15 protein-coding genes are annotated in these 13,975 nt (G+C 57.3%); 6 read left to right on the top strand and 9 right to left on the bottom strand.

The features are described from left to right. The first annotated feature begins 14 nt into the window (after positions 1–14). Together AUC60_RS01300 and AUC60_RS01295 are read left to right on the top strand one after the other, a co-directional pair. Entirely contained in the window at positions 15–1,175 is a 1,161-nt protein-coding gene (locus AUC60_RS01300) for an ABC transporter substrate-binding protein (RefSeq protein WP_158099087.1), read from the top strand. 171 nt (positions 1,176–1,346) lie between these two features. Next, on the top strand, positions 1,347–1,727 hold the full coding sequence (locus AUC60_RS01295) for a YkvA family protein (RefSeq protein ID WP_087264216.1): 381 nt from the start codon (positions 1,347–1,349) through the stop codon (positions 1,725–1,727). An 11-nt stretch (positions 1,728–1,738) separates the two neighbouring features. Here the strand turns inward: AUC60_RS01295 and AUC60_RS01290 are convergent, their stop codons facing one another. From AUC60_RS01290 to AUC60_RS01275, 4 genes are all read right to left on the bottom strand, one after another. Beyond that, positions 1,739–2,164 carry a DUF3830 family protein gene (locus tag AUC60_RS01290; RefSeq protein ID WP_087264214.1) on the bottom strand — a complete coding sequence of 142 codons (426 nt, stop codon included), beginning with the start codon at positions 2,162–2,164 and terminating at the stop codon, positions 1,739–1,741. A gap of 57 nt (positions 2,165–2,221) precedes the next feature. Continuing rightward, complete coding sequence (locus tag AUC60_RS01285; RefSeq protein WP_087264212.1) at positions 2,222–3,556, bottom strand: sensor histidine kinase; 1,335 nt, start codon at positions 3,554–3,556, stop codon at positions 2,222–2,224. A gap of 85 nt (positions 3,557–3,641) precedes the next feature. Continuing rightward, positions 3,642–5,708, bottom strand: a complete 2,067-nt coding sequence (gene treS, locus AUC60_RS01280) for a maltose alpha-D-glucosyltransferase (RefSeq protein WP_087264210.1) — start codon at positions 5,706–5,708, stop codon at positions 3,642–3,644. A gap of 224 nt (positions 5,709–5,932) precedes the next feature. Next, entirely contained in the window at positions 5,933–6,544 is a 612-nt protein-coding gene (locus tag AUC60_RS01275; protein ID WP_087264208.1) for an FMN-dependent NADH-azoreductase, read from the bottom strand. A gap of 130 nt (positions 6,545–6,674) precedes the next feature. Between AUC60_RS01275 and AUC60_RS01270 the strand changes: the two genes are divergently transcribed. Both AUC60_RS01270 and AUC60_RS01265 read left to right on the top strand, forming a co-directional pair. Next, positions 6,675–7,616, top strand: coding sequence for a LysR substrate-binding domain-containing protein (locus AUC60_RS01270; protein WP_087264207.1), 942 nt, complete (start codon positions 6,675–6,677; stop codon positions 7,614–7,616). Beyond that, entirely contained in the window at positions 7,606–7,950 is a 345-nt protein-coding gene (locus tag AUC60_RS01265; RefSeq protein WP_087264206.1) for an MmcQ/YjbR family DNA-binding protein, read from the top strand. The genes AUC60_RS01270 and AUC60_RS01265 overlap by 11 nt, the downstream gene beginning before the upstream one ends. Positions 7,951–7,986: 36 nt before the next feature. On the opposite strand, the gene AUC60_RS01260 is transcribed toward AUC60_RS01265, so the two are convergent. Both AUC60_RS01260 and AUC60_RS01255 read right to left on the bottom strand, forming a co-directional pair. Next, positions 7,987–8,424, bottom strand: a complete 438-nt coding sequence (locus AUC60_RS01260; RefSeq protein WP_087264204.1) for a DUF1294 domain-containing protein — start codon at positions 8,422–8,424, stop codon at positions 7,987–7,989. Continuing rightward, positions 8,424–9,254: an undecaprenyl-diphosphate phosphatase gene (locus AUC60_RS01255; RefSeq protein WP_087264487.1), complete on the bottom strand. Its 831-nt coding sequence runs from the start codon at positions 9,252–9,254 to the stop codon at positions 8,424–8,426. The genes AUC60_RS01260 and AUC60_RS01255 overlap by 1 nt, the downstream gene beginning before the upstream one ends. Before the next feature lie 379 nt (positions 9,255–9,633). On the opposite strand from AUC60_RS01255, the gene AUC60_RS01250 reads away from it, so the two are divergent. Beyond that, positions 9,634–10,161 (top strand): AAA family ATPase, encoded by a 528-nt coding sequence (locus AUC60_RS01250; protein WP_087264203.1) that lies wholly within the window; start codon positions 9,634–9,636, stop codon positions 10,159–10,161. A gap of 3 nt (positions 10,162–10,164) precedes the next feature. Here the strand turns inward: AUC60_RS01250 and AUC60_RS01245 are convergent, their stop codons facing one another. Further along, entirely contained in the window at positions 10,165–11,493 is a 1,329-nt protein-coding gene (locus tag AUC60_RS01245) for a sigma-54 dependent transcriptional regulator (RefSeq protein WP_087264201.1), read from the bottom strand. A 376-nt stretch (positions 11,494–11,869) separates the two neighbouring features. Here AUC60_RS01245 and AUC60_RS01240 point away from each other — a divergent pair, with 376 nt between their 5' ends. Further along, positions 11,870–12,136, top strand: a complete 267-nt coding sequence (locus AUC60_RS01240; RefSeq protein WP_027901210.1) for a hypothetical protein — start codon at positions 11,870–11,872, stop codon at positions 12,134–12,136. A 142-nt stretch (positions 12,137–12,278) separates the two neighbouring features. Here the strand turns inward: AUC60_RS01240 and AUC60_RS01235 are convergent, their stop codons facing one another. After that, positions 12,279–12,890, bottom strand: a complete 612-nt coding sequence (locus AUC60_RS01235) for a vWA domain-containing protein (protein ID WP_087264200.1) — start codon at positions 12,888–12,890, stop codon at positions 12,279–12,281. Between the two features lie 53 nt (positions 12,891–12,943). Beyond that, positions 12,944–13,963, bottom strand: a complete 1,020-nt coding sequence (locus AUC60_RS01230) for a magnesium chelatase ATPase subunit I (RefSeq protein ID WP_405622774.1) — start codon at positions 13,961–13,963, stop codon at positions 12,944–12,946. Positions 13,964–13,975 lie beyond the last annotated feature (12 nt).

Here is a 13,975-nt window from a genome sequence, read left to right as displayed (position 1 = left end):
AGGAGGCGCGCGGGGTGTCATTGACTCCGCGCAATTGTCTGAAAAGCGGTGCATTGATAATTGCGGGCCTGCTGTTTCTACTCTGCACGGCCACTCAGGCTGCCAACTACCCAATCACCGTCACTGATCTCGCCGGGCGTAGCGTCACCCTGCCCCACGCCCCGCAACGTATCGTGTTGCAGGACAGCAATGTTCTTTTGTCCCTGGCCCTGCTGGAAGGTGAAGACCCGCTGGCCCGGGTCGTCGCCTGGGATAACAATCTGGCCAGCTCCGATCCGGGGCTGTGGAACGTGGTCAGTCAACGTTGGCCACAGGCGGATAAGATTCAGGACCTCGACTTCCCCGACACCGGCCAGTTGGACATCGAAAGCCTGTTGCGCACCCATCCTGACCTTATTGTTGCTCGTCTGAGTGGCCGGGCAGCCATCGAGAACACGGTGCTCAATAGCGTTCTTGAGCGTTTGGGCATCCCGCTGATCTACGTCGACAATGAGCTGGACCCGCTAGCGAACGTGCCGCGCAGTCTGGAACTGCTAGGCCAGGTGCTGGGCCGTGAAGACAACGCAAACGCTTACTTGCAGGTCTATCGACGGCAACTGGCCCGACTGCGAGAGACAGCTGCGGGTCTGCCAGCACCAAAAGTATTCGTCGAAGCCCGAGCGGGACAGGCCGGGGCTGGCGGCTGTTGCCACACTCAAGCGCACGCCGGTTGGGGCTTGCTGATAAAGAACCTCGGGGCAATCAACCTGGGCTCACGCTACTTGCGCAGCGAGTCCGCCGATGTGGCGCTGGAAACCTTGATCCTGAGTAAACCCGACGTCTACCTGATGACCGGCACTCAGCGCCTGCGCAATGGCGTCACCGCGATCCCTTTCGGCTACGGCGCCAATGCCGGGCGCATCAACAGCGAAATGCAGCGCTTGATGTCCCGCCCCGGCTTCAGCGCCACGGCTAGCTCGACAAAAGCGTGCGTACAGGGCCTCAATCACCAGTTTTACAACAGCGTCTTCAACATAGTTGGGGCACAATGGCTGGCGAAAATATTCTGGCCTGAGCAATTTGCTGATCTCGACCCGGATGCAGAGTATCGAACGTTGATCCGCGAATTCACCTCGCTACCCGACATGCCGTTTGTGTTTCATAAGCAGGTTTGCTTCACACCGGTTGAAGGGTGACGCAACTGAGCCGCAAACAATGATCCCAGCAGGCGCTCACCGAGCTTACGAGGCCAGCGAGGGGGAGTGTCAGACAGACCGTTATCGCTGGCCTCGTAACCTCGGTGAGCTCCTACAGGGCTTGCGTTGCCTTTAGACGGCCGAGCCCATCCAGATCAACGAGAACCTTTAATGATTAAACAACTGAAGCTCTGGGCTCGCCGCCTCAAAGCCAATCTGATTCTGCTCTGGTTATGCTGCCGTCAGCCGGACATGCCATGGCTGCCAAAGATCGTTGCGTTGGTCACCGTGGCCTACACCGTAAGCCCGATTGATCTGATCCCTGACTTCATACCGGTGCTGGGTTTTCTGGACGATGTGATTCTTTTACCACTCGGGATCGCCCTCGCCCTGCGCCTGATCCCGGACACGTTGCAGCAGCGCTGCCGCCCTGAAGCCGAAGCCATGGCAGGCGAGCGAATCAAGCTTAAGGGGCGCGGCTGGATGGTCGCCTGTATCGTATTGATCTGGCTGCTGATCGCCTGGGCCGTCTGGAAAATGTTTACCGGCTAGACCCGATCGACTCAGGCCAGCTCGAAGAGTACGTCTTGCGCGCCATCCCACAGGGTTTTCACACCCAGTGCGCGCAGGTTTTCCTTGCCCTGCACAACGGTCAGAAAGTGGTTGCCAGCCAATTGGCCCATCTTGCTGGCGAAGCAGCATGAACCGTAGGCAATGAGGATTTCTGTCTCGCTGTACGGTCCCGGATAAAACAGAATGTCGCCTACGGAGGGGTGACTGGTGTGATTTTCAAAACCGATCGGCTGATTTTCCAATAGCAACTGGTACTCACCCAGCGGGACCCAACAGCCTTCACCACTCCAGCGAACATGGATCAGTTTCTGGCGATACGGCAGCAATTTCAGAAACGCGGCAACAGTGTGCGGGGCATCAGGATTGGTTTCAGCGAGAAACTCGTATCCGCCGGCAGTGATTTTCAGAGTGGTCATGCAGAGCTGCTCTCAAGGGAAGTGAGTTGATCAGGTGGCGACACTACGTATCAGCGCCTAGGCAGGCTGACTGACCGAATCAGGTTTTCGAATGCTGTCGGGCTTGTCCCCACGAACCGCCGAGGCAGCAAGACTCACCTCAAAACAGCATCCATGGGGCACGCGGCTTTCCAGGTTCACCGACCAACCCTGGTGGAGGCAGATGCGCTGCACCAGCGAAAGACCCAGGCCGAGACCTTCCCCACGCTGCTCATCCCCCCTGACGAAAGGCTGGAACATGGCCTGCTGCTTTTCAAGCGGAATGCCAATGCCGCTGTCCTGCACCGAAAAGCGATCACCGTGCAGGCTTAAAGAGATGAAACCTTCGTCGGTGTAATGCCAGGCGTTGCGCAGCAGGTTACTCATTACCGAATGCAACAGCGTTGCGTTGTACAGGCGATCAGAACCGACACCCGGCTCGTACCGCAGGGTCAGGCCTTTTTCTTCAATAGCTTTGCGCCAGATATCCACCAGTTCGTCCGCGACCGCAACCAGGGTCGCGCGCGGGCCTTGGCCAGGTACTTCGGTTTCGATCCTTGCCAGCAGCAGGAAGGTTTCTACCAGTTGGCGCATGCCTTCGCTGGCCCGGGATATCCGTAGAACCTGATTACGCGAGCGCGGATCAACGGCAGGATTCTCCAGGAGCAGCTCACAGGAGCTGGCCAGCACCATCAGCGGGGTACGCAGCTCATGACTGACGTCACTGGTGAACATTTTTTCCCGGCTCAGCGCGGCACGCAGGCGACCGAGCGTGTCATCGAAAGACACCGCCAGCTCGCCAACCTCGTCATGGGCATAATCCGGCGCCAGAGCTGGCGCGGCGTCCATGATCTGATCCCTGTGACGCACCTGCTTCGCCAGCTTTACCACCGGAGCCATAACACGCTGCGCAAGCAGTCTCCCCAACAACAACGCCAACAGAACACTTAGAACGAAGCCTACCAATACGATGGCGAACAGAATACGTTCGCGCTGCACGGTCGCGGTCTGGTCACGGAGCAACACGTACTGGCGATCATCAACCACATCAACCATGGCGTAATAATCAATGTTGTCCTTTTTGATCCGGTGAAATCCCGGTTTCAACGGTTTGAGGACATCGGGCATGGTGAACAGCCCGGATGCATCCTGCACGTAGAAAAACGAATCCTTCTCCGGTCGGTGGCTCCAGTTAGCGACGTCATCCATCATCAGCAGCCGGTGCAGATCGCCGTTCATTGAAAGCGCCGTCAGCTTTTTGCCCACCAGATGCACGGTGACGACAATGCCCGCTGCAAATATCAACGCGACCAGAGTACTCATCAGCGTGAAAACGATGACGATGCGCTGTTTGAGACTGTGTTTGATATCCATGCAACTTCCGTCGACGTTTTACATCCGGGCAGTATCAGGCCAGATATGTCGTCATTTCGTCAACGGAGCTGCTGGAATCGGCCACTCAGAACGCTGGCATTGCACTGACCACACGCAGTGCCAGGCCTTCGTAAGCATCAAGGGTGATGGTGAATTCGCCCTGTTCCGTCAGATCGCCCTCAACCCGCTCATTGATGATGTCCACCACAGGACCCGGCGCAATGCCCGGCAGGTGCAGGGTTTCCACAATCGACTCAGAGCTGAAGTTCAACGCTGTAATCTGCGTGCCCTTCCCGGCCGGCAGCTCATGCACCATGATCAGCAGACCTGGATGCTCAACATCCGGGATCAGGATTTGCTTGCTGGCAGCGATGTCGTAAGCCCGACGTACGGCGAGAATTTTTTTCAGCTGCGAAGCAAATGAATCCGGACGCTGCAACTGGCTGACGATGCTGCCGTAGAGGGTCCGTGAACGCGGCATGTTGCCTGCAGAAACCTCCGCTTCCGGGTCCAGATCAACCAGATCGTAGGCCCCACGGTGAATCCAGCGGGTATCTCCGTCCTGCATCAGGTGCTGAACCTGATCGGCAGGCAGTGGCAACGCGCCGACCAAATCCCAGCCGGACAACGCGAAAACGCCGGGCTGCATGGCATTGAACATCACCAACAGCAAATGGATGTGCTGGATTTTATGAATGTCTTCTTCAGTGATGGCGTCCAGATCACGAATACCCAGCGCCGCCGTAATGATGCTGGCGGTGGTACAGGACACGCCATTGGTAACGAATTTCAGGTTGTACGGGGCATGTTCACCTGCGAGCTTCTCGTACATTTCCTCGCGGATGTGCTCTCGCAGAATATTGCCCGGCAGCGTCTGCCCCTGATAGTGATAGGTGTCGTGGGCATGCAACGTCCAGAAGTGCACCAGCTCGAGCGTCAGTTCATCGTGGTTTTGCAACGCGTGAATCAGCGACGCAGGATCAATACCGAACGCGTGAACCTGACGCAGCATTAACCGCAGAAACTCGGTGGTACCGGTCAACAGTGCGTGCTGATAGGCCGGACGCGAAATGAAGTCATAAGACAGGTCCGCGCCGCCATGAGACATCGAGGCAATGTCATCCAGAGTCAGGTTCAACTCCTGAAAACTGAAACCGCCCGCCTTGCGAATCGCGCCGCCCAACAGCTGGTTACCCGTGATCGACAATGGATGGCTCTCAGACCACGCATTGCCTTCAGCCTTGCGCTCGACGCCGAGGAAACCGTTGGCATCCAGACGCAAAACCCGTGCGCCCATGACATCAATGGAATGCAGAGCATCACCAATGATCATCTGCTGCGCAGCAAAACTTGGGTCCAGCCAGTTCAGCGATGGCTGCCCCTCCTTGAAGTAATGCAGATAAACCCAGCGCCGCGCCTTGCCGTCCACGCCCTGAACAATGCCAGTGGCGCTCCAGTCGGTTTCCTTGACACCTGGTTCAAAGAAAATCACCCGCTGTAACTGGCCAACGATGTAATGCTTGTCCTTGAGGGCGTCGACCACCTCAGGCATCAGGTTTACCGCATCGCGACCGGCCGGAATATCCGGCAGCAGTTGCCAGTCTTCTTCGCGAATCTCGACCATGTGATACAGGCCCGGATAATCCTCATACGCCATTTCTGCCAGGCGGAAATCAGAGCCCTTGCCGGTGTGGGACGGAATTACGTCATCAATCACCACGGCGTTGTGCGCTGCTGCAATGCGACTCAGGCTGAGTAATTGCGCATCGGTCCCCAGTTCAGGGTCGATGCCGAAACTGATCCGGTCGAAGTTACCGTCGATGGTCGGTGTGTGTTGCCGTCCCTGAAGGCCACCGGAGGTCTTCAGTGGACCGTTGTGAATGCCTTGAATACCGATTTCCGATAAGGCGTGCCACAGCGTTTCATCACCCAGAGCCTCGAGCACCGAGCCGCCCTGACGGGTGATGATCGACGCTGGATAAGCAGTAAACCAGACGGAAGCAATCGCCGAAGCGTCTCTGGGCCGGGATTCGGCGAACGGGCGTTGCCACAGCCTGCCCTGCCCCGAATACAACTTGGCCCGCTGGCGTGCGGCATTGAGCATTGATTGTTCAACCAGCCACTCTACGTACTGCTTATCCGGTGTCGTCATAAATTCCAATCATCCGTTTCTCGTGAATCGGGCGAAACGATCGGAGTGAATTCATCTGTTCCGATTGAGTCATGTGTTACCCGTTTTAAGAGCATCACGGGCGACAAACGTTGCATTTATGTTTGATCAGCGTGGGCCATAACGCAAAAAACTCCAGCGCCCAATGGACGCTGGAGTTTTTTGCAGACGCGTTGCAGGCGAAGTCGTCAGACCCGCCGCGGCATTCAGGCCACCGCGAACAACTCTTCTTTGATCTGCTTCTGCGCTGTGGTCAGTGCATTGGCACGTGGCTCGTCGCCGTAGGCCAGACCGTGGGCGAAGACGAATTTCAAATCAGTCACGCCAATGAAGCCGAACAGGACTTTGAGATAGTCTTCATGACCGACGCTGGTCGGCTGACCAACGTGCACACCACCGGCTGTGGAAACGATGATCACTTGCTTGCCGCCAGCCAGACCTTCCGGGCCTGTTTCGGTGTAGCGGAAAGTACGACCCGCCACACTGATACGGTCAATCCAGGCTTTCAGTTGAGTTGGAATGGTGAAGTTGTAAACCGGCGCACCAATCACAACCACGTCCGCATCGAGAAATTCCTGCAGGATTTGCTCGTTGTTCGCCACTTCCTGCTTCTGCGCAGCATCACGGCCTTCTTCAGGGGTGCCCGCAGCGGCCAGTGTTGCCGGGGAAAAGTGGCTCAGCGATTCGCTGGCCAGATCGCGATAAGTCACCTGAGCGTTTTGCTCGACGGAGGTAAAGGCTTCAACAACGTTACGGCTGAGCTGGCGAGACGCGGAGTGATCGCCGAGGATGCTGGAATCGATGTGCAAAAGTTTCATAACGTGCTTCCCAAATGAAAAGTCGCCAGCTGGCGATCAAGTGGGGATAATCCTACAGCGCAAGCCAATAGCTGATTAGTCGGCATAAATGCGATAGTTCGTTCTACCTACAGGACAATCGGTTATCAGCATGCAGGACCTTAACGATCTTTACTATTTCGCCAAAGTGGTCGAGTTCGGTGGCTTCGCGGCGGCCGGGCGTCTGCTGGGCATCCCTAAATCACGTCTGTCACGGCGCATTGCCGAACTTGAGTTGCGTCTGGGGGCGAGCCTGTTGCAACGCACCACCCGCAAACTGGCGCTGACCGCTGTGGGTGAGCGTTACCTGAGCCACTGTCAGGCAATGCTGTTGGAAGCGGAAATGGCCGACGAGGCGGTTGCCTCGCTATCAGCAGAACCTCGAGGACGTTTGCGGGTGTCCTGCCCTGTCGGGATGACCCATTGGAATCTGTCTGAGGTGGTCAACGAATTTCTGATCCGCCACCCGTTGGTACAACTGGAGTTGATTCTGGTCAATCGTCGGGTCGATCTGGTCAACGAAGGCATTGATGTGGCCCTGCGTGTCCGTGACGTTGGCGATGAAGATCCAAGCCTGATTGTTCGCCAGCTGTATCCGGCCAGCGCAGCCCTGGTGGCCTCTCCGGCGTTGCTTCGCGGGCGCAGTATCAAGCATCCGCAGGACCTCTCCAGTTTGCCAGCGTTGGGCGCCATCGAGGCGGATCGCAAAGTGCATTTTCAGCTGTTGCATAGCAATGGTGAGCGTTGTGAAGTGGCGATCGAGCCGCGTCTGGTGGTGGATGACTTTCCGATTCGCAAGAACGCAGCCCTGCTGGGGCTGGGCATGACGCTACTGCCGCTGATGAACTGCCATGAAGAGCTGGCCAATGGTCAATTGGTCCGCCTGCTACCCGACTGGTCACTGCCGAGCGGTAATGTTCAAGCTGCTTACACCCAGCGCCGCGGCATGCTGCCCGCCGTACGCGCATGGATCGAACACGTCAGCCTTGCGTTCAAGAATGAACCACTCTGGACTGATGTCCAGAAACCAACGGAGCAGACAGATGGACACTGAAGAGGTCGCCGGGTTTTGCCTGCAACTGCCTGGCGCTCGAGAAGATTACAAATGGGGTGGCACCCGTGTGTTTTCCATTGCAGGCAACAAAATGTTTGCGGTGATGGATCTGGCGGGCAAAGGCTTGTCATTCAAGGTCGCACCCGAACTGTTTCTCGGCTACGTCGACCGTCCGGGCATTCGTCCCGCGCCGTATCTGGCACGGGCCTACTGGATCAGCGTCGCTACACCCTACTCCCTGAGCGACGTCGAGTTGCGTGACCTGCTGACTCGGTCTCATCAATTGGTGGTCAGTAAGCTGCCGAAGAAACAGCAGATCGCCCTGAAGTTGTAACGGCTTGAGGCGGTGACGGGTTTAAGCTGTGACGGCTTAATAGAAATGCCTGGTCAGGTAGTTGCCGCCGAGAAACAGGCGATCAATCCAGATCGCCTGATGCAGCAAGACGATCAACCAGAACACTAACTGGAACGACAGTTTGCGGGTTTTATGCCGAAACGCTTGCTGTGCAACCAGTGCGCCCGGCCAGCCGCCCAGCAGTTCGACTGCGTGCAGCGCTTTCTCCGGCGTTCTCCATTCATTTGTTCTGGCCTGACGCTTGTCACGCCAATACAGGAAGAACGCCAACAAACTCATCACTGCATAGATCGCGCCGGGCACCCACACGCCATTGAGCAGTAACGACGTGAGGCCGGCACCCGGTAGCGCACAGATCATCAGAAAAATAGCCAGCTTCAGTCGCGGATAACGCAACGCCTGCTGTTTAGCAGTCGTCGGTTTGTTCGTTCTGACGCGTTGCTCTGAGTTCATCAACCTTGCACGCTGGTCCAGTCAATCCAGCCGAACTGCCAGGTCGCCAGAATCAACAGACCGAAGACGATGCGGTACCACGCAAATACCGCGTAGCTATGGGTGGCGATGAACTTGAGCAGGCCACGTACGGCAATCATGGCGAAGATGAAGGAGACAACGAAGCCCAGGGCAAATACCGGAAAATCGTCAGGCTGGAACAAGTGGCGATACTTGTAGCCCGAATACACCGCCGCGCCGACCATCGTTGGCATGGCCAGGAAGAATGAAAACTCGGTGGCGGTCTTGCGCGACAGGCCAAACAGCAGGCCGCCAATGATCGTCGAGCCAGAACGGGACGTGCCCGGAATCATCGCCAGACACTGGGCACAGCCAACTTTCAGCGCATCACGCCAGGTCATGTCGTCAACGCTTTCAGCATGCACCACGTGATCCCGGCGCTCGGCCCAGAGCATGATCACACCGCCTATAACAAGCGCCGTCGCCACCGTGATCGGGTTGAACAGGTATTCGTGGATCAGGTCTGCGAACATTACGCCCAGTATCACAGCGGGCAAAAAAGCGATCAGCAGGTTGATGGAGAAGCGTTGCGCCTGACGTTGCCTGGGCAGGCCAACCACCACGTCGAGGATCTTGCGCCGAAACTCCCAGACCACCGCGAGTATCGCGCCAAGCTGAATAATGATGTTAAAGGCCATCGCCCTCTCGCCACCAAAATCGATCAAGTCCGCAACAATGATCTGGTGTCCGGTACTGGAAATAGGCAGGAACTCCGTCAGTCCCTCCACAATCCCGAGAATCAGTGCCTGAGCGGCGGTCCATAGATCCATCATTCCCCCAAGTGAAGCATTGCTCGAAGCAGGCTTCTTGATATTGTCATGTTCAAACAGCGCGCAAATATGCCCGTCGAAAGGTGAAAAGTCCGTTAAAAACGGATGCTTACATCGTTGACCAAGGCAAGGCGTGGCGATCCTAGCAGACCTTAAAGCCGGACGCTGCCATTGAAGCTTGACGTGAAACCATTGACGTAACGGAGGCAATTCTTCAAGTAGTCGCTATCAGACGTTTTTTTGACGAATCACTGCGCTCGATGGTCTATGCGCTTACAATCGCGGCCGTTTTCCACCTCCGGGCAATCGCAATGCCCGGACTCAAAACCACCGCAATGGCCGCAGGCGCCATTCTAGTTCCGGAAAAGGTCGCGACTTGATGAAAGTTGTTGTGCTGACAGGCCCTGAGTCCAGCGGCAAAAGCTGGCTGGCAGCAGAAATACAGCGCTGCTTCGGCGGGGTTCTGGTGGGTGAGTATGTGCGTTTCTTCATCGAGCAGAATCAACGGGACACGACCTACGCAGACATTCCTCTAATCGCTCAAGGCCAACTGGACAACGAAAACGCCGCTCGCGCTACTGAGCCCCAATTGCTGATTCTCGATACGCATCTATTGAGCAATATTCTTTGGAGTCAGACGTTATTTGGCGATTGCCCTGCGTGGATCGAGCCTGCACTGCTGGCGCAACACTATGACCTGCATCTCCTGCTCGACCCGAGCGGTGTCGAATGGGTCGGCGATGGCCAACGTTGCCAGCCTGAGTTTGTGTCACGACAAACGTTTTTCCGCGACACGCTGCACTGGCTTGAACAACATCAGCAGACCTGGCAAGTGATTGGCGGTGACTGGCAGCAACGCCGTGAGCAGGCCTTCGCCGCGGTCGAACATCTACTCGAGCACGCTTGAGGCTCAACGAATCTGGTGCTTGTGCAGCAACCGGTAGAACGTCGGCCGGGAAATCCCCAGTACCTTGGCAGCGACACTCAGGTTGTCGCTGTGACGGGTCAATACATCACACAAGGCCTGACGCTCGGCCCGGGACTTATAGTCCTCCAGGGTGCCCATGGTACTGACGATATCGTCCTCACCGAGCAAACCCAGGTCAGCCGCTTCAATCTGCCGGCCCTCGGCAAGCACCAGCCCACGGCGAACTCGATTGGCCAACTCGCGCACATTGCCCGGCCAGTCATGCTTACCCATTGCGACCAATGCGTCCTGACTGAAGTTGCGCACGCGACGTCCGGTTTCCTGGCTATAAAAATGCGCAAAATGATTGGCCAGCAACGCCAGATCACCGTGCCGCTCACGCAACGGCGCGGTCCCCACCTGAAGAACGTTCAGGCGGTAATACAAGTCCTCGCGAAAACGTTTTTTACGGATGGCCGACTCTAGATCGACATGGGTAGCTGCCAGAACCCTCACATCTACGGAAATGGCTTCTCGTCCGCCGACGCGCTCGACCTGTTTGTCCTGCAGAAAGCGCAGCAGATTGGCTTGCAGCTCCATGGGTAAATCGCCGATTTCATCGAGAAACAAGGTACCGCCATCGGCGGCCTCGATGCTGCCGATTTTCAGCTCGTTTGCGCCTTCGAACGCGCCTTTCTCATAGCCGAACAATTCGCCCTGGAGCAAGTGCTCCGGCGTAGTCGCGCAGTTGATTGCAACGAACGGCTTGCTGCGCCGTTGCGATTGAGAATGCAGGGTGCGCGCCACCAGTTCTTTGCCGGTGCCCGGCTCACCGCGAATCAATACCGGCGACTCCGTAGGTGCCAGCTTGCTCAGCAGCCTGCGCAGCTCACGGATCGGACGACTCTCGCCGAGCATCTCGTGTTCTGGCCCCGATACAAAGACGGCGCCCTGTGCACGCAAACGCGCCATGCCGTAGGCACGACCCAGGGTGACCTGCATGCGCGCGACGTCAAACGGCAATGTATGAAAGTCAAAAAACCATTTGCAGACAAAATCACCGATTTTCTCCCGACGCAGGTCGTCCGGGCTCAATACCGCGATCCATTCGGTGTGACTGCGCGTGATCAGATCCTTGACGACCTCCGGATGCTCGAAGTGATAAGGCATCAGGCGAATCAAGCCCACGTCGCAACTGCGACTGACAGCGGATTCAACCGTACTGCTATCGACATCCCAGCCCGCGGCACGCAGGACGGGAATAAGCTGATGACAATCGTCGCACGGATCAACAATTAACAAGCGTCGCAGTGGTGGTGCCGATTCATGCATGGGGATTCCTTGGCGCCGCGATTGAAAATCAGATGAGTAAAATCATTTTATAAACAGGTAGTTGCAACTAACGATTTGAACATTAGCAAATATTTGACAGTCGCTTGGACTGTTTGACTATATGGTTCAGATCGAAAGGTAATTAGCTGTTCATGAATGGCGGGCGGGCGTTTTTTATGCGGCGCGGGTTGCTGAATATTCGTCGAACCTCGGTGCCGGAGGCCGTGAATACAGGGGGCATGTAAAAAAATTTGAAAATAATCGGCGAGCTGTGTGACTTGAAAGGTGTCGGGGGTCATCAACACAAGTAACCCGCTGAACGGTAAGCCCAACCGACAGCGCTCAAATTTGATACGGGCACTTTGAGGAAATAACCATGAACGCCCCATTGCGCTTCAACGATGCACTCTTGATCGCTGGACACGCTTTTGAACCTTTCCAATGCGTCGCCTGGGCACCGCAAGACGGTAACGGCGAGCTGAGCCTGACGGTCATCGACCGTACCAGCAATCGTATTGGTCGCCGCCAGATCGCACGCAGCACCTATTCGGATGCCAAACGCCTGGCCAACGAGCTTGAACTGGCCCGTGCTGAAATCAGCAATGAAGGCCACCGCCTTGAGCCGTGGACCATGCCAGCCTGAAGCAATCGCAGTACCCGGCAGGAGCTGCCGCAGGCCGCGATGGCGGAGTGTCAGAACAGACGCATCGCAGCCTTCGGCAGCTCCTACCGGATGGCATTCCAGGTAGTAGATCGTATCGCAGCGGTTCGAGAGTTCTACGGGCCTAGCGAGTCTTCAGTTCATTAATGTGCTGATACTCAATCCCCAGCCCCATCGCTATCTGTTGCGCCCTCCCCAGTCGAATCGGTCCGCTTTCAATATCGATCAGCAAGCCCGGACAGTTGAAGGCCGATAGCCCGCCCGAGTCTTTCACCCGCCCATCTGTCATGACCAGCAGACGCTGTTTTTCGGCAGGATGCTGCTTCTGACGTTTATCCAGCCATTGGCGAGCCTGATCAAACGCAGCGATTAACGGCGTGCCGCCACCTGCACCCAGTTCATCCAGCCAGGGTTGCAATGCCCGCGACGCTTTGAGCCCTTGATGCTGCCAGCGCGGAGTGTTGCCGCTGGCCGTCAGCAGCGCCAGACGCACACGGCGGCGATAGGCGTCATCAAACAGTTCGGCCAGCAGACCTTTGGCCTCGCGCAGCATTTGATGGCGCTTGGTGGAAGCCGATGCATCGACGATCACCAGCCACAGCTCATTGGCGTGCTGGCTTCGTGGTTGACGGATCAGGTCGGCGCGGACCTTGGGCCGTCCGCGCAACAGCGTCGGCAACCAGGCAATCGCTCCGTCAGCTCCGCTGCGTAACGCCCCGGTTCGACCACCCGCCACTTTACCGCGCCGGGGCTTGGCATCCGCCCCCGGAACTGTGCGAGGACGGATGCCTAAGGCTTTTTTGGCCAGCTCGGCACTTCACGACGCACGCCTGTCGGCATGGCCTGCGCTGGCAATTCCCCCCAACTGCCCTGCCCTTGATCCGGCGCGGACTGTTGAGTGTGTGTAGGCGGGTTTTGCTGCCATGCAGGTTGTTGCGGTGCCTGCTGCTCTTGAGGAGAGTTACGACGCCGATGACGCAAGGCAAACTCTGCCACGGCGTCGATGTCCTGCTCTTCAATGACCGAAACACCGCGCCATGCCGCATGGGCACGGGCAGCTCTCAGCCAGACCAGATCAGCACGCATACCATCGACACCCGCAGCAAAACAGCGCTCGGTAATGACAGCGAGTGACTGATCATCCAGCGCGATGTTGCCCAGAATACTGCGCGCCTGCTCGCAGCGCAGTTTCAGGGCCTGCTGCTGATCACTCCACTGCGCGCAAAAGGCCTGCGGATCGCTGTCGAAGTCCAGACGCCGGCGGATGATTTGCCCACGCTCGGCCGGCAATGTCTGCCCGCCCAGCGCCACGTTCAGGCCGAAGCGATCCAGTAACTGTGGCCGCAGTTCACCCTCTTCAGGGTTCATGGTGCCAATCAGCACGAACCGCGCCGGATGACGATGAGAGATGCCGTCACGCTCCACCAGATTCACGCCGCTGGCAGCAACGTCCAGCAGCAGGTCAACCAGATGATCAGCCAACAGGTTCACTTCATCGACATACAGCACGCCGCCATCGGCCTTGGCCAGCACGCCAGGTGAAAACTCCGCCCGACCTGCGCCCAACGCAGCGTCCAGATCCAGGGTACCCACCAGCCGTTCTTCGGTAGCGCCTAACGGCAGCGTGACAAACTGCCCGCTTGCCAGTAAGTCCGCCAGCCCCCGTGCCAGCGTCGATTTCGCCATGCCCCGCGGCCCTTCAATCAGCACACCGCCGATTTTCGGGTCAATGGCGGTCAGGCACAGCGCCAGTTTCAGTTCGTCGGCACCCACCACTGCAGCCAGCGGGAAATGCGGGGTGTCGCTCAGAATCTTGTCAGG

Origin of the sequence: Pseudomonas caspiana (assembly GCF_002158995.1) — a bacterium.
In the GTDB taxonomy this organism is placed as follows: Bacteria; Pseudomonadota; Gammaproteobacteria; order Pseudomonadales; family Pseudomonadaceae; genus Aquipseudomonas; species Aquipseudomonas caspiana.
Note: the sequence above shows the minus strand (reverse complement) of the source record. Positions and strands in the feature narration are given on the sequence as shown.

Excerpts from the sequence above, each read along its gene's own strand:
- AUC60_RS01250 (WP_087264203.1), top strand. The coding sequence starts at position 9,634 with ATGAAAGTTGTTGTGCTGACAGGCCCTGAGTCCAGCGGCAAAAGCTGG.
- AUC60_RS01270 (WP_087264207.1), top strand. The coding sequence starts at position 6,675 with ATGCAGGACCTTAACGATCTTTACTATTTCGCCAAAGTGGTCGAGTTC.
- AUC60_RS01255 (WP_087264487.1), bottom strand. The coding sequence starts at position 9,254 with ATGGATCTATGGACCGCCGCTCAGGCACTGATTCTCGGGATTGTGGAG.
- AUC60_RS01245 (WP_087264201.1), bottom strand. The coding sequence starts at position 11,493 with ATGCATGAATCGGCACCACCACTGCGACGCTTGTTAATTGTTGATCCG.
- AUC60_RS01290 (WP_087264214.1), bottom strand. The coding sequence starts at position 2,164 with ATGACCACTCTGAAAATCACTGCCGGCGGATACGAGTTTCTCGCTGAA.
- AUC60_RS01275 (WP_087264208.1), bottom strand. The coding sequence starts at position 6,544 with ATGAAACTTTTGCACATCGATTCCAGCATCCTCGGCGATCACTCCGCG.
- treS (WP_087264210.1), bottom strand. The coding sequence starts at position 5,708 with ATGACGACACCGGATAAGCAGTACGTAGAGTGGCTGGTTGAACAATCA.
- AUC60_RS01240 (WP_027901210.1), top strand. The coding sequence starts at position 11,870 with ATGAACGCCCCATTGCGCTTCAACGATGCACTCTTGATCGCTGGACAC.
- AUC60_RS01265 (WP_087264206.1), top strand. The coding sequence starts at position 7,606 with ATGGACACTGAAGAGGTCGCCGGGTTTTGCCTGCAACTGCCTGGCGCT.
- AUC60_RS01285 (WP_087264212.1), bottom strand. The coding sequence starts at position 3,556 with ATGGATATCAAACACAGTCTCAAACAGCGCATCGTCATCGTTTTCACG.
- AUC60_RS01295 (WP_087264216.1), top strand. The coding sequence starts at position 1,347 with ATGATTAAACAACTGAAGCTCTGGGCTCGCCGCCTCAAAGCCAATCTG.
- AUC60_RS01260 (WP_087264204.1), bottom strand. The coding sequence starts at position 8,424 with ATGAACTCAGAGCAACGCGTCAGAACGAACAAACCGACGACTGCTAAA.